The organism is Chryseobacterium sp. ISL-6 (assembly GCF_018613715.1).
Taxonomy (GTDB): domain Bacteria; phylum Bacteroidota; class Bacteroidia; order Flavobacteriales; family Weeksellaceae; genus Chryseobacterium; species Chryseobacterium paludis.
Genome location: NZ_JAGGPT010000007.1, coordinates 313,474 through 328,188, shown reverse-complemented (window position 1 = coordinate 328,188; position 14,715 = coordinate 313,474). Strand labels below are relative to the sequence as shown.

Below are 14,715 nucleotides of genomic sequence, written 5' to 3'. Positions count from 1 at the left end.
TGGAATAAATAATAGAATAAACCCGCTTTCAGAAATACTGAAAGCGGGTTTTTAATAGGTTCTAACTTTTGCACCCAACACTACTTAATTCACAAGTCCAATAGCTGGGAATGCCATTCTGAGGCCGATGATAACATGCTATTGATCCAACTGGACATTCAGGAGCATTTCCGCCATTAATTCCTTTTAATTCTGACTTTGTTAATTTTTTTGAATTTTTCATATTTTTTGATTTGTTGATTGATCACAAATATAATATTTTTGGTTTCACTTCAAATCATTGTTAGTGTTTTAATTCTTATAACAGGGAGTTAATTTTATATATTTTGATGTTTTCTGTTTAAATTAATGATACGTCTTTAGAATACAAACATCTTATTGGAATCAGTGTATTAGCATTTCGTAAAAAACAAAACTGCTCTAAAAATTCTTAGAGCAGCTTTTTAACAGATTTAAATATCTAAAATTGTCATATCAAATGACAATAGTGACTCTTATAAACCAATATTTTTGGTAGGTTTTAATTGCTTTAAGATACTTTTTGGAATTGCATTTTTATGTACCAAAATAGCAGTTGATTTATATTCAACATAAGGTCTTGTTACATAAATATATCCTTCAAAATCATTGGTTACACCCCAAGAGTTCTTAACCATATAATATTCTTTTCCACTCTGATCTTTTGCCAATCCCACAATGTGCATACCATGATCATCCGTAGTAGAAAGATTATTAAGCGCATTTTGACGCATATCTTCTGTGATCGTTTTGTCTTTTTTAGGCTCAGTGAATAATTCTTTTTTTACTTCAGGAGTAATTTGATCCAAATTAACATCCGGAACATAAGCCACTCCGTTTTTGTATGAGAAATAAGGCTCGGAAACATCAGTTGCCCAACCAATAGAATATCCTTTAGATATTGCATTATCAACAATAGCTGTGATATCTGTCATTGGAACGTTCCAGTCAGAATCATGGCTCCAGTTATCAGGAATTGGATTTACGAATTTCTGAAAATATGGATAATCTTTGTATGATGATAATTCTACATAATCTTCAGCATTGATTCCTACTACTTCATTAGCGAATGTTTTTGGAGTATATGATTTCCCATTATACGTAAAGTTTGTTGGAACTTTTCCTAAGTATTCATCGAGTATAGCATCTACCGAAGACATCCAGTTATCAGAAAGTTTACCTTTTGTAGCTGCCTGAACCAAACTGTCTAATACAGGTTTTATTTTATCCTGCATTTCTTTAAAATTATTGGTAGTTTGCCCAGGTCTTAATCCTGTATAAACATCCTGAGGAACAGCTCCATACTTTTTGTACATGTTGATTACATCATGTAATTCTCCACCATCACCCCAACTGATTGCTCCGCTATTTAGTACATATAATTTTGCTTTGTCGTGATAAGAATTTCTCGCCGTAAAAATCTCTGCAAGGTCAACAGGTTTTTTACCCATACGCTGCATTTCAGATTCCAGGAAAGAATTTCCTGAATAGCTCCAACATGTTCCTGAAGAACCCTGATTTTTTACCGAAGTAGCACCAACATCTTTTAGAGTGGTAAATTTAAAATTGGCATTTTGAGATTGATTGTTTTTTAACTTGTTGATCAAGTCATCTTGTGCGAACATCATACTTCCTGCAGACAAAACAAAAAGTAATGATGCAATTTTGTTATATTTCATTACTATAAAGATTATTATTTAATAGTCGTTGTTATAAGAGATTTGTTACAGCGTGAAAAGTTAAATTTGAAATGGGAATATTATTAGGAAAATATATATTAAAAAATAAAAAATTTAACTTTCAATAATTATTGAAAGTTCGAAAATTATTATTACATTTGTAATAGAAATTCAAAAGAAAACAAAATGAAACTTTCAGAAGCTAAAGAAAAATACATTCAGACTTGGGGAACGTTTGCTACCAATTGGGGGATCAACCGTACTATGGCACAGGTTCATGCTTTGCTTCTGACAAGTGGGAAACCGTTATCTACAGATGAAGTAATGGAGCAACTTGAAATTTCAAGAGGAAATGCTAATATGAATTTACGGGCTTTAATGGATTGGGGGATTGTAAAGAAAGAATTAGTGAAAGGAGACAGAAAGGAATATTTCATCGCAGAAAAGGATGTTTGGTTTTTATTTAAACAAATTACTAAGGAGCGCAGAAAGAGAGAAATTGAACCTGTCATTTCTTTTTTAGAAGAGTTGAAAAACATTGAAGATAATGATTCAGACGAAGCTAAGGAGTTTATTAAATTAATGCATGACTTTAGCTCAGTGACTGGAAAGATCAATAACATTATGGATCTGGCGATTAAGAGTGATGATCACTGGTTGGTAGGAAAGATCACTAACTTATTGAAGTAGCAAAGAGAATGAAAAAGTTTATTCTATTATTTTTATTAGCGAGTATGATGAGCTGTCAAAAAAAGGTGTATGCGAGTTTTGATATAAACATAGAGAGTGTAGACAAATCAGATAAAAGGTTTTATGATCTCTTTGAAATTACTATTCTGAGAAATAATAAGGTTTTTAGGAGTTTAAAGCCGGATGAATATACTCCGAGCCTAGATCAGAGAATTGAAATTGATAGTATTGATAAAGGAAAATATACATTTGTGTACACCAATCTTTTTGGAGATAAAATAAATGAAGAACAGGTTGTTGCTGAGTCGAAAAATTATAGAATAAGTATTAATCCTGATAAGTCAATTAAAAAGATTGCAAATTTAGCATTTGAAAGCTTGAAAGATAGTAATGTAAAACTAATTTATCAATCTAAGGGCTGTTTTCATCATAATGCGGATTCTGTGGTCCTTGAAAATAAAGGGAATGATTATTTTGTTTGGAGAGGTCAAAGGTCAAAGAAAATAGATAAAAAAGAACTCGCCTACTTCATCGATATTGAAAACAGGATACGTCAGATACCCCAAAATGGTGGATGTACAACTACAGGGATTTATATTTTTGAATACAAAGGGAAATATGATACAATTATTGATGGAACTTGTCATTTCCATCTATATGATAAAATATCAGGCTATCTAAAAAAGAATAATTTATAGCACGGAAAGGATTCAAAATCCTTTTTTATTTCAAATTAACTTTCAAAGATTATTGAAAATATAATAATTATGAAAAATTTAATCATTCATTTATTTCTGATCTTTTATTTCGGAAGAAGAAAAAGAATAACTTTTAAAAACTGATTGACATGGAAAAATGGATAACCTATGACTACTATATTCAATTATCTTGTTTAATAATGGGAATCACAGCGGCTTTTATAGGTGTATTTTTAGGAGTAGGATTTATTTTATTCTATTTCATAGTGGGAATCCCACAGTTAATAAGCTTTTTCATAAAAGCTCTTCAGCAAAAGAAAAAATCAATAGTCTATATTGTTTACGGAATAGGCATAATTCCTGTTTGGCTCTCTGTTGCTGTAGTAGGATTAAATCCAAATGATAATGATGTTACAAATTTTTTTGGATTCATTCTGATAGCTGCTCTTATATACAGTCCGGTGTTAGCATTTTTATACACTTATGAGACTTACAAAATATACCAATCTTTAAAACATACAAAATGAAAACGCTAAAAAACCACACCCTCATCTACGACAATGAATGTCCTATGTGCAATATCTATTCAAAAGGGTTTACAAAATGTGGAATGCTTGATGAAAATGGAAGAGAAGCATTTAGTGAAATGACTTTTAAAAACAAATCAATTGTAGATTTTAACCGTGCAAAAAATGAAATCGCTTTAGTTGATCACAATAAGAATGAAGTTGTTTATGGTTTGGACAGTTTACTTTTAATCATTGGAAATTCATTTCCGGTATTGGAGAAAATAGCGAGAATAAAACCTTTGTATTGGTTTTTTAAAAAATTATATTCTTTTGTTTCTTACAATAGAAAGCAGATTATTCCATCAAAAAAAGACTATTCAGATCAATCTTGTATTCCGGATTTTAATTTAAAATACAGGTTGACATACATGGTTTTTGTTGTATTTTTCTCAGCATATATTTTGAGTCTGTACACAGGTAAGTTTAATTTGAATTTAGGTCATAGTTTTCTTAGGGAATTTATAGTTTGTTTAGGACAAATTGCATGGCAAACCCTATTTTTAAAAAAGTATTTGAAAGATAAGATCTGGGATTACCTGGGGAATATGATGACCGTGTCATTGATTGGAACGCTACTTTTAATACCTGTTTTATTTACCAATTTCAATTCTGTTTTCTATATTATTTATTTTGGAATGATCGTTTCTATCATGTTTTTTGAGCATGTAAGAAGATGCAAAATTTTAAGATTAAATTTTCTTCCAACAATAAGCTGGATTATCTACAGAACAATAGTTTTAATTACTTTAATTTACTGGTATGTCTAGAATTTGTTTAGAAACGATTATTAAAGCTGATATTGATGTAGTTTTTGATCTGGCGAGAGATATTGATTTACACCAGAAGTCAACATTCAAAACTAAGGAAAAAGCTATTGCAGGACGTACAAGTGGATTAATAGAACTGAATGAAACGGTAACCTGGAGAGCAAAACATTTAGGATTCTATCAAACGCATACCTCAAAGATAAGCAGCATGGAAAAACCTTATGAGTTTACAGATATTATGTTGAAAGGAACCTTTAAATCTTTAAAACACCAGCATTTGTTTAAACAAGAAGGTAAAAATACAATAATGACAGATATTTTCGAGTTTGAATCTCCATTTAACATTGTCGGAAAATTGTTTAATACATTTTTCCTTAAAAATTATCTTAAAGGCTTTTTGCTGGAAAGAAATGCAACCATTAAAAAAGCAGCTGAATCATGAACTTTCTAAAAGCCGAATGGCGCAAATTAGCCATCATCAATTATGAAGTAAGTCCGGAAATTCTGGAAAAATACCTTCCACAAGGTACCGAACTCGATTTTTATAATGGAAAATGTTATGTAAGTGTAGTGGGCTTTATGTTTTTAAATACAAAATTACTGGGAATGTCAATCCCTTTTTACCAGGATTTTGAAGAAGTAAATCTTCGTTTTTATGTAAAGAAAAAAGAAAAGAACACCTGGAAAAGAGGAGTTGTTTTCATTAAAGAGATTGTTCCGAAATGGGCATTAAGTTTTATAGCCAATTCTTTTTACAAAGAGAATTACAAAACAATGCCGATGAAAAACTTGATTCATCAAGAAGATAGTGAACTGAAAGTTCAATATTCGTGGAAAGATAAAGGCTGGCATTCTATCGAGGTGATAGCAGATAGTGAAGCATTACCAATGGAAAGTAACTCAGAGTTTGAATTCATTACCGAACATTATTATGGCTTTACCAAAAGAGATAGTAAAACATCTGAATATGAGGTTTGCCATCCAAAATGGGAGTATTATCCTGTAAAAAGCTATCAACTGGACATTGAATTTCGTAGTATCTATGGAAAGGATTTTGAGTTTTTGAATGATCAGGAACCCATATCCGTAATGCTTGCCGAAGGCTCTGAAATTGAAGTCAAAGTAAAAAAATATATCATTTAATTAGGTTTAAGTTTCCTAAGAAAGTATTTTACTTAAACCTTAAACCTTAAACCTTAAACCTTAAACCCAATAATCATGAAAATAATTATAGCTGCTGGAACCGGCTTTCTTGGAAGAAATCTAGAAAGATATTTTATAGAAAAAGGAAATCAGGTTTATATTTTAACCAGAAATCCGAAACGCAAAAACGAAGTATATTGGGATGCCCAAACATTAGATAAATGGAAAGATTTCCTTGAAGATTCTGATGTTTTAATCAATCTTACAGGGAAATCCGTTGACTGCAGGTATACTGATGAAAATAAAAAAGAAATTTATACGTCAAGAATTGAAAGTACAAAAGTGCTTCAGCAAGCCATTGATAACTGTATTAACAAGCCTAAAGTTTGGCTCAATGCAAGTTCAGCTACCATTTATGTGCATTCAGAAAAGCATTTGAACACTGAAGAAAATGGAATTATTGGCGATGATTTTTCAATGAATATCTGTAAAAGCTGGGAAAAAGAATTTTTCAAAGTTGGACATGATGAGGTAAGAAAAGTGGCTTTACGAACTTCTATTGTATTAGGAAAAAATGGAGGTGCTTTTCCAAAACTTCTTCAGATCACGAAATTGGGCTTAGGAGGTAAACAGGGAAAAGGAAATCAAAATGTCAGTTGGATTCATGTAGATGATTTCTGTCGTGCAGTAGAATGGATCATTAAAAATGAAAATATTTCAGGTCCAATTAATGTAACAGCACCGAATCCTCTATCCAATGAAGAATTGATGAAGAAGTTAAGAGCTCGATTAAGAATGCCTTTTGGAATGAATGCTCCGCTCTGGCAATTAGAAATTGCATCTATATTTTTGAGAACAGAAACAGAACTTTTACTAAAAAGCAGAAATGTATATCCAGGAATATTGGTGAAAAATAATTTCCGGTTTTCTTTTCCGGATATTGATGTTACATTACAAAATTTAATTTAAACCACAAAAGACACAAAAGTTTTTAGACACTTTAGTTATTTTAGGTTTGATACATACCGTATAAGAAGATCACATAAGTTCTTGAAAAATCAAAGATTTTTATATTTTCCCCAGAAGCTTCTTAAGCGAAGCTATTCTTTGCTAACTTAAATTAAACAGCATCATTATAAAACTTTGCATTAAAGCAGCTGAAGAATAGTTAAACGCAAAGGCGCTAAGTTTTTTTAAGTATTGAGTTTTTAAAGCTCAAGGTTTTTATCTCCGATAAAAATGAAAGGATCTGTGAAGTCTGTGGGAACTAAAAACGATCACAGATCTGTAGATAAATCTGAGTGATCTGTTGTTGAATAATCAGCAATTTGAGTAAAAAACTATTTTTTGCGAATTCATAACAGGATTATTACTTTAGCGAAAAGTATTTCTCTATGCTCATCCAACAAAAAACTAAAACCTTTTTTCTTGCATCATTTTTTCTTTCTGCAACCTTTTTTTCACAGGCACATAATGTTTCAAAAGGTTATGAAAAGCCTACTGATCCTTTAGTTGTAAAAAACCTGGAAGACTGGCAGGATTTAAAATTCGGACTTTTTATGCATTGGGGAACCTACAGCCAATGGGGAGTGGTTGAAAGCTGGAGTTTATGTCCTGAAGATGAATCATGGACTCAACGTAAGTCCGAGCATGGGAAAACATACAATGAATACGTAAAGAATTATGAAAACCTGCAGACTACTTTTAATCCGACTCAATTTAATCCCCAAAAATGGGCTGATGCTACGAAAAAGGCGGGAATGAAATATGTTGTTTTTACAACGAAGCATCACGATGGTTTTGCCATGTATGATACCAGGGAATCAGATTATAAAATTACTTCTCCAAAGACCCCTTTTTCTAGGAATCCAAAAGCAGATATTACAAAAGAGATTTTTAATACGTTTCGAAAAGATGGTTTTAAGATTGGTGCCTATTTCTCAAAACCCGACTGGCATTCTAATGATTATTGGTGGTCTTATTTTCCACCTAAAGACAGAAATGTAAACTACGATCCAAAAAAATATCCTGAAAGATGGGAGAACTTTAAGACATTCACATTTAATCAGCTTAATGAACTCACTTCACACTATGGCAAAATAGATATTCTTTGGCTGGATGGAGGCTGGGTTCGACCTTTTAATACGATTGATCCTCATGTAGAATGGCAGAGAACCATTAAGGTGGAACAGGATATTGATATGGATAAGATTGGGAATATGGCCCGGAAAAATCAGCCGGGAATTATCATCGTAGATAGAACTGTTCCTGGAAGATGGGAAAACTATATTACTCCAGAGCAGGCAGTTCCTGAGCAACCACTGTCAATTCCGTGGGAAAGCTGCATCACAATGGGAGATTCCTTTTCGTATGTTCCTAACGATCATTATAAATCGTCTCAAAAGATTATTGAAACTTTAATTAAAATTATTTCAAGAGGTGGAAACTATCTGATGAATATTGCTCCAGGTCCTGATGGTGATTATGATGCAGTTGTGTATGAAAGACTAAAGGAAATTTCCGGATGGATGGAGAAAAATCAGTCTGCGGTGTTTGCAACAAGAAGTGTCGCGCCTTATCATGAAGGAGATTTTTATTACACTAAAAGCAAAGACGGAAAAATGCTGAATATTTTCCATATTCAGGAAAAATCCGATTATTCCTCACCTTCAGATTTGAACTTTACAATTCCTGAAAACTTTAAACCGAAATCAATAAAGATTTTAGGAATTTCATCTAAAATTAAATGGAAACAACAGGGGAATAGAATTGATGTTCAAGTTCCTGATGAAAGAAAACAGTTGAAGTATGCAACAGTAATTCAAATAATTCAGTAATGAAGTCGTATCGTAATCAGTTGATTGGAGTGGCCTTGTTTCTGAATATGGCTGTCGTTTCTGCACAAAAACCTTTATATAAAGATTCTAAACAACCAGTTGAGCTAAGAGTACTGGATTTATTAAAAAGAATGACTCCTGAAGAGAAGTTCTGGCAATGTTTCATGATTCCCGGAGATCTTGATGGTATTCCAAAAAAACAATATCAGCACGGAATCTTTGGACTACAGGTGAGTGCTGGAAATCAAGGTGATGGAGCAGCCGGGCAAATGCTAAAATATAATGCAAACGAAGATGGAGAGAGGCTGGCAAAGAAAATCAATACGATCCAGGAATATTTTATTGAAGAATCAAGATTGGGAATTCCCATTATTCCTTTTGATGAAGCCCTGCATGGTTTAATGCGTGAAGGCGCAACAGCTTTTCCACAGGCAATTGCCCTCTCTGCATCATTTAACCCTTCATTAATGAAAGATGTTTCAACAGCTATTGCTAAAGAATCAAGATTACGGGGAATCCGTCAGATTTTAACCCCGGTAGTCAATATTGCCAGTGACGTGCGGTGGGGAAGAACGGAAGAAACCTATGGTGAAGATCCTTTTTTAATTTCTGTGATGGGAGTGAATTTTGTCAGTTCATTCGAAAATCTTGGAATCATTACCACACCAAAACATTTCCTCGCCAACGTAGGTGAAGGTGGGAGAGATTCTTATCCGATTCATTGGAGTAAGCGGTATTTGGAAGAAACTCACTTAATTCCTTTTCATAAAGTATTTATAGAAGGAAAAAGCAGATCTGTAATGACCTCTTATAATTTACTTGATGGAAGACCATCCACAGCCAACCATTGGTTACTAACTGAAAAATTGAAAAAAGACTGGAATTTCAAAGGCTTCGTGATTAGTGATGCAAGTGCCGTAGGTGGAGCGAATGTCTTGCATTTTACAGCAAAAGATTATGATGATGCTTCTGCGCAGGCAATTAATTCCGGTTTAGATGTTATTTTTCAAACAGATTACAAACACTATAAACTGTTTATTCCACCATTTTTAGACGGCAGGATTTCACGAGAAAGAATTGATGACGCCGTTTCAAGGGTTTTAAGAGCGAAGTTTGAATTGGGATTATTTGACAATCCATATGTGTCAGATAAGGATATTGAAGATTTGAAGAAAATTGACCATTCAAAGTTAGCGGAAAGAGCGGCAATTGAATCGTTTGTTCTCCTTCAAAACAGAGAAAATACCCTTCCTGTATCTGAGCATATGAAAAAGATTCTTATTGTTGGAGCGGATGCTGCTGATGCAAGATTAGGTGGATATTCCGGGCCAGGAAAAAGCAAAGTGAGTATATTGGAAGGAATCAAAAAATTTTGTAAAAATAAAAATGTTGATATTGTTTATTCAAAAGAGATTGACTGGAATTTAAAAAAATTAAAGACAGTTCCTGGTGAATTTTTGTTGTTTGACAATAAGCAAGGATTAAAAGGGAGCTATTTTTCAAATAGTGATCTGAAAGGGAAACCTGCTTTTGAAAGACAGGATGAACAATTGAGTTTTAAATGGACCTTATATTCGCCGGATCAGGAAAAGCTACAGCCGGATAATTACAGTGTGCAGTGGATCGGGAAATTAAAAGCTCCGGAGTCAGGGAAGTACCAATTGGGCTTGCAGGGAAATGATGGATTCAGATTGTTTTTGGATGGAAAAATGATTGTTGATCGTTGGGAAAAACTTAGCTATTCAACTCAAACTGCTGAGGTTAATTTTACTAAAAATAAAGAGTATGATTTAAAGGTAGAATTTAGGGAAAACAGAGGCGAAGCTCATATAGAGCTGATATGGAACTATGGAATACCTGATGGCCAAAAGGATTTTGATGAAGCTTTAAAGCTTGCTGAAGAGGTAGATCATATTATTATTACAGCCGGAATTCATGAAGGTGAATTTCAAGACCGTTCTTCTTTAAGTCTTCCCGGAAATCAAGAAGAGTTTATTCATAGAGTTTCAAAATTAAATAAACCTACGACAGTAGTTTTAATAGGTGGTTCCGCTATAAAAACAACCAGTTGGAAAGATGAGGTAGGAGCGATTTTAGATGTTTGGTATCCAGGAGAGCAAGGTGGAAATGCAGTTGCAAAAGTGCTCTTCGGAATAGAAAGCCCATCTGGAAAATTACCCATTACTTTTCCTGTTGAAGAAGGTCAGCTTCCGTTAAGTTATAATCACCATCCAACCGGAAGAGGAAATGATTACTATGACCTAAGTGGTGAACCTCTATATCCTTTTGGATTTGGATTAAGCTATACAACTTTTGAAATTTCGGATTTAAAATTGGATAAATTAAAGTACACTGAAAATGAAACCGTGATTGCTAAAGTTAATGTTAAAAATACGGGATCAATAAATGGAAGTGAGGTGGTTCAACTCTACGTAAAAGATGTATTAGCCTCAGTCTCTAGACCAGTGATCGAGTTGAAGGGTTTTCAGAAAGTATATCTAAAACCGGGAGAATCAAAGCAGGTGACCATAGAACTTCCTATTAAAGAGTTGAAATTTTTAGATGAAAAAATGAATTGGACTGTGGAACGGGGAACATACCGAATTATGGTCGGAAATTCTTCCAAAAACCTGCCTTTAAAGCAGAATATTGAAGTTCAATAAATTGCTACAAAAATGCTGGTACGATATATGTAAGATTGACTGTAAACCTGAATGAATTTAATTAATCGTAATCATTTTGTTAAAGCCATTCATAAAAGTAAATATCATGAATAAGTTATTTATATCAACACTATTATTAGTAGGCCTATCGATGAATGTTTCAGCACAAAGACATCCAACACCTCCGCCACATCCTTCGAAAAGTGAACTGGTTAATATGAAATCACGTGAGCTGGATAAACGATACAATCGAGAAAAGAAACTTATTTTGAATCATCCACTAGCGACCAAAAAGATGAAACGAGACCAATTAAAGGCTTTAAATTGGAAATATCGAAACGAAAAAAAATTACTGAAAAAAATGTAATCATTTAGATTACTTGAAAATATTAATAGCATTGAAATGTAAAAAGAGCAGGAAATACCTGCTCTTTTTATAGATAGTTATATTGTGGTAATTTTTAGAATACTCTTCTTGCTAACAATAAATTAAGCATAAAAGTCCCCGTCCAGTTACTATTATTTGAACCATTGGCACCGGTAAAATCAATACGGGCAACAGATACTGTAATTCTGGTTCTTCCGGCAGTCCCGTTATTTGCAAGACTTACAAACGATGCAGTGAATACGTCTGGAAAACTGGAATTATTACCAGCCGTTAAGATAGGAAACATATTGGTAATATTGAAAGGAGTTCCCTGATATTCATAAACAAGGGTCATTCTGCTGGTGTTAGCAAAATTCGCCGTATGGGCATAAGCAAAAGAAGTTTTGCTGATTACCCACCATCTGTCTGTACCTGAACCTGTATCGAATGTTGCATTCGTATGGTTGGTCCAGTCAGCAACAGGGGCAGTACCTGCACCATGAGGAGGAATAGATAAAGAGGTACCATAAACTTCAACGTTTCCTGGCTTTGGTAAAGCAGAAAAAGATAAATCCCATGTTCCACCCGTCGTATTACTATTATTAACAATTTCGGCATAAGCTCCTGGTGGAACTGTAAAAGTTGGAACTGGTGTGTTATCTGCTCTTAGTGTATTTCCACTGGAGGCTTGAATAGTAATATTAAATGAAGATACATTTTTTATCTTGTAAATTCTTCCGGTATAGCTTGTAGTACCTGTTCCTATTACAGGAAGTGTAAACGTAGTAAGAGCTGTTCCATTGTAAGTCAGATAATGATCCGTAGATGTTATAGCATAAGTAGCTGCTGTAATCTCCTTGTAATCCGCTTCTAAAGAGCCATTGACTGTTAATGTACTGTTGGGATTTGTTGTACCAATACCGACTTGTGCATTTGCGAATACGCTGCATAATAAAATAACCAAATAATAATTTTTCATTGTTTTTTTTATAAAAATAAAAAAAAATATACTAGTTGTTGAAAAAAATGATGATTATTTTTTATTAATAAGGGGATGTGGAGGAAATGTTATCTAAAAACACCCTTCTTTTTTAGCTGATTATGTATTATTTATGCGGTAATAAGTATATAAATAGTCTATATTTTCTACAAAATATGAAGTTTCATAAATACGTTACATCCAATATTTTTTCCTTAAATTCGCATAAAAATTTTAAGCTAATGAATTACGATATTATTGTCATCGGAAGTGGTCCTGGTGGATATGTTACAGCGATTAGAGCGGCACAATTGGGTTTCAAAACTGCAATTATCGAAAAAGAAAACTTAGGAGGAATTTGTCTTAACTGGGGATGTATACCAACTAAAGCTTTATTGAAATCTGCTCAGGTTTTTCATTATATCAATCATGCAGAAGACTATGGTTTGAACAAAGTGGAAGCAAGTTTTGAGTTTCCAAATGTAATTCAAAGAAGCCGTGGTGTTGCTAACAAAATGAGCAAAGGAATTGAGTTCCTGATGAAAAAGAATAAAATTGATGTTATTCTTGGTACGGCTAAAGTTTTAAAAGATAAAAAAGTTTCTGTTACAGATAAAGATGGTAAAGTAACTGAATATGCTGGAAACAATATCATTATTGCAACAGGTGCACGTTCAAGAGAATTACCAAACTTACCTCAGGATGGTAAAAAAGTAATCGGATACAGACAGGCATTGGCACTTCCTGAGCAGCCAAAATCTATGATCGTTGTAGGTTCTGGAGCTATTGGAGTAGAATTTGCTGACTTCTATAATACAATGGGAACAAAAGTAACTGTTGTTGAATTTATGCCAAATATCGTTCCGGTTGAAGATGAAGAAATTTCTAAACACTTAGAAAAATCTCTGAAAAAATCAGGAATTGAAATTATGACGAATGCTTCTGTAGAAAGTGTAGATACTAGCGGAGAAGGTGTTAAAGCAAACGTAAAAACAGCTAATGGAAACATTACTCTTGAAGCGGATATTTTACTTTCAGCGGTAGGTATTGCTGCTAACATTGAAAACATCGGTTTAGAAGAAGTAGGAATCCAGACTGATAAAGGGAGAGTTTTAGTAAACGAATGGTACGAAACATCTGTTCCTGGATATTACGCAATTGGGGATCTTATCCCAACTCAGGCTTTAGCTCACGTTGCTTCAGCTGAAGGAATCACTTGTGTTGAGAAGATCAAAGGAATGCACGTAGAGAAAATTGACTACGGTAATATCCCTGGATGTACCTATTGCCACCCTGAAGTTGCTTCTGTAGGTCTTACGGAAAAGCAGGCTAAAGAAAAAGGATATGAGATCAAAGTTGGTAAATTCCCTCTTTCTGCAAGTGGTAAAGCAACCGCAAACGGAAATACTGATGGATTTATCAAAGTTATTTTTGATGCTAAATATGGAGAATGGTTAGGATGTCATATGATCGGTGAAGGAGTAACAGATATGGTTGCTGAAGCTGTTGTTGCTAGAAAACTAGAGACTACAGGTCATGAGATCATCAAATCTATCCACCCACACCCAACAGTTTCTGAAGCTATCATGGAAGCTGCTGCTGCTGCTTATGGTGAAGTAATTCACATTTAATTTATAAAATAGAATATTACCAGATAATATAATAAAGCTCAGATTTTGTCTGGGCTTTTTTTTAATTTTTTAATTATGAAAAATACATTAATTTTATTTTTTTCTTTGTTTTCGCTGATTATATTTTCTCAGGAGAAGGAAAATAAAGGTTTTTTCCCGGTGGAATATATTTTAAAAAACTCTAATGATACGATCCAAGCTACCATCAGAAATGTAGGTAGATTCACAAATAAGAAATATTATTTTGCTACGATTTTATTTAAAATGAAAATGAAAGATGATAAAGGAAATGAGACCTCGGTAGAGCCGACTGATGTAAAGTACATTAAAATTACGGATGAAAATAATGTAAAACATGAGTATTTCGAATCCGCAGAAAGGTTGCCGAAAGAAAAAGGTTTAATTGAAATTATGTATGAAGGTAGAAATATAAATTGGTATAAAGATTATCGTAATCCGGCACTTCGTGCTCAGCTTGAAATCAAAGGATATATTATTGATAAGGATAAGAATGTATTGTATTCAGGATTTTTTAATGATTTTAAAGGGGCATTTAGAAAAATGCTTAAGGCTTATCCGGATTTGGAAGAAAAATTGAAAGGTGCGAAAACTGAGGCAGATTATGTTGAGCTTTTTCGATTGTATGATTCTAAAATTGATAAATCTTAATTCTA

15 protein-coding genes are annotated in these 14,715 nt (G+C 33.3%); 12 read left to right on the top strand and 3 right to left on the bottom strand.

Features of this window, described 5'->3' with window-relative positions:
* Window positions 1–61: 61 nt before the first annotated feature.
* On the bottom strand, window positions 62–223 hold the full coding sequence (locus tag J7E44_RS24415) for a bacteriocin-like protein (RefSeq protein ID WP_449243641.1): 162 nt from the start codon (window positions 221–223) through the stop codon (window positions 62–64).
* A gap of 271 nt (window positions 224–494) precedes the next feature.
* Window positions 495–1,697: a C1 family peptidase gene (locus J7E44_RS17140; protein ID WP_214831632.1), complete on the bottom strand. Its 1,203-nt coding sequence runs from the start codon at window positions 1,695–1,697 to the stop codon at window positions 495–497.
* A gap of 186 nt (window positions 1,698–1,883) precedes the next feature.
* Between J7E44_RS17140 and J7E44_RS17135 the strand changes: the two genes are divergently transcribed.
* The 10 genes from J7E44_RS17135 to J7E44_RS17090 all read left to right on the top strand — a co-directional run bounded on the left by J7E44_RS17135 (window position 1,884) and on the right by J7E44_RS17090 (window position 11,431).
* Complete coding sequence (locus J7E44_RS17135) at window positions 1,884–2,387, top strand: GbsR/MarR family transcriptional regulator (protein ID WP_214831631.1); 504 nt, start codon at window positions 1,884–1,886, stop codon at window positions 2,385–2,387.
* Between the two features lie 8 nt (window positions 2,388–2,395).
* Window positions 2,396–3,085, top strand: coding sequence for a hypothetical protein (locus J7E44_RS17130; RefSeq protein ID WP_214831630.1), 690 nt, complete (start codon window positions 2,396–2,398; stop codon window positions 3,083–3,085).
* Window positions 3,086–3,234: 149 nt separating this feature from the next.
* Entirely contained in the window at window positions 3,235–3,612 is a 378-nt protein-coding gene (locus tag J7E44_RS17125; protein WP_214831629.1) for a hypothetical protein, read from the top strand.
* Window positions 3,609–4,421, top strand: coding sequence for a DUF393 domain-containing protein (locus J7E44_RS17120; protein ID WP_214831628.1), 813 nt, complete (start codon window positions 3,609–3,611; stop codon window positions 4,419–4,421). Before J7E44_RS17125 ends, J7E44_RS17120 begins: the two co-directional genes overlap by 4 nt.
* Window positions 4,414–4,863, top strand: a complete 450-nt coding sequence (locus J7E44_RS17115; protein ID WP_214831627.1) for an SRPBCC family protein — start codon at window positions 4,414–4,416, stop codon at window positions 4,861–4,863. The genes J7E44_RS17120 and J7E44_RS17115 overlap by 8 nt, the downstream gene beginning before the upstream one ends.
* Complete coding sequence (locus J7E44_RS17110) at window positions 4,860–5,564, top strand: YqjF family protein (RefSeq protein ID WP_214831626.1); 705 nt, start codon at window positions 4,860–4,862, stop codon at window positions 5,562–5,564. The genes J7E44_RS17115 and J7E44_RS17110 overlap by 4 nt, the downstream gene beginning before the upstream one ends.
* Window positions 5,565–5,639: 75 nt before the next feature.
* Window positions 5,640–6,533 (top strand): TIGR01777 family oxidoreductase, encoded by an 894-nt coding sequence (locus tag J7E44_RS17105; RefSeq protein ID WP_251040613.1) that lies wholly within the window; start codon window positions 5,640–5,642, stop codon window positions 6,531–6,533.
* A 425-nt stretch (window positions 6,534–6,958) separates the two neighbouring features.
* Window positions 6,959–8,401, top strand: a complete 1,443-nt coding sequence (locus J7E44_RS17100; protein ID WP_214831625.1) for an alpha-L-fucosidase — start codon at window positions 6,959–6,961, stop codon at window positions 8,399–8,401.
* Window positions 8,401–11,064, top strand: a complete 2,664-nt coding sequence (locus J7E44_RS17095; protein WP_214831624.1) for a beta-glucosidase — start codon at window positions 8,401–8,403, stop codon at window positions 11,062–11,064. Before J7E44_RS17100 ends, J7E44_RS17095 begins: the two co-directional genes overlap by 1 nt.
* A gap of 106 nt (window positions 11,065–11,170) precedes the next feature.
* Window positions 11,171–11,431, top strand: a complete 261-nt coding sequence (locus J7E44_RS17090) for a hypothetical protein (RefSeq protein WP_214831623.1) — start codon at window positions 11,171–11,173, stop codon at window positions 11,429–11,431.
* A gap of 94 nt (window positions 11,432–11,525) precedes the next feature.
* Here J7E44_RS17090 and J7E44_RS17085 read toward each other — a convergent pair whose 3' ends face one another.
* Window positions 11,526–12,410, bottom strand: coding sequence for a hypothetical protein (locus tag J7E44_RS17085; RefSeq protein ID WP_214831622.1), 885 nt, complete (start codon window positions 12,408–12,410; stop codon window positions 11,526–11,528).
* A gap of 242 nt (window positions 12,411–12,652) precedes the next feature.
* On the opposite strand from J7E44_RS17085, the gene lpdA reads away from it, so the two are divergent.
* Entirely contained in the window at window positions 12,653–14,041 is a 1,389-nt protein-coding gene (gene lpdA, locus J7E44_RS17080) for a dihydrolipoyl dehydrogenase (protein WP_214831621.1), read from the top strand.
* A 75-nt stretch (window positions 14,042–14,116) separates the two neighbouring features.
* Window positions 14,117–14,710: a hypothetical protein gene (locus J7E44_RS17075; RefSeq protein ID WP_214831620.1), complete on the top strand. Its 594-nt coding sequence runs from the start codon at window positions 14,117–14,119 to the stop codon at window positions 14,708–14,710.
* Window positions 14,711–14,715 lie beyond the last annotated feature (5 nt).